The sequence below is a fragment of the Curtobacterium sp. MCBA15_009 genome (assembly GCF_001864895.1).
In the GTDB taxonomy this organism is placed as follows: domain Bacteria; phylum Actinomycetota; class Actinomycetes; order Actinomycetales; family Microbacteriaceae; genus Curtobacterium.
In genome coordinates, this window is the sequence record NZ_MJGO01000036.1 from 1 (window position 1) to 230 (window position 230).

A 230-nucleotide genomic window follows, 5' to 3' on the forward strand; every position below is an offset into this window, starting at 1 on the left:
CTTCCAGGCCGAGCTTGCTGAAATCGTAGCCCAGTGCCAGATCCACCAGGGTGTAGTCCGGCACCTTTTTGGTGTTGGCATCATCGGCGTATATGTCCGCGTTGTGACGGACACCCAATCCCGCGTTTGCCCCGTTAAGGACTCCCTGCGTGAACCGGTAACCGGCCCACAGGGTCAGCTGGTGTTCCGGCACCTGGCTGGCGGCATTGCCCTCGCGATAGGCCTCGGAC

General features: G+C 61.7%; 1 protein-coding gene. It reads right to left on the reverse strand.

What is annotated here, in order from left to right; genetic code table 11:
• Positions 1-230: TonB-dependent receptor domain-containing protein (locus tag BIU97_RS08285; protein WP_139195970.1), on the reverse strand; the 230-nt coding region annotated here is incomplete at both ends.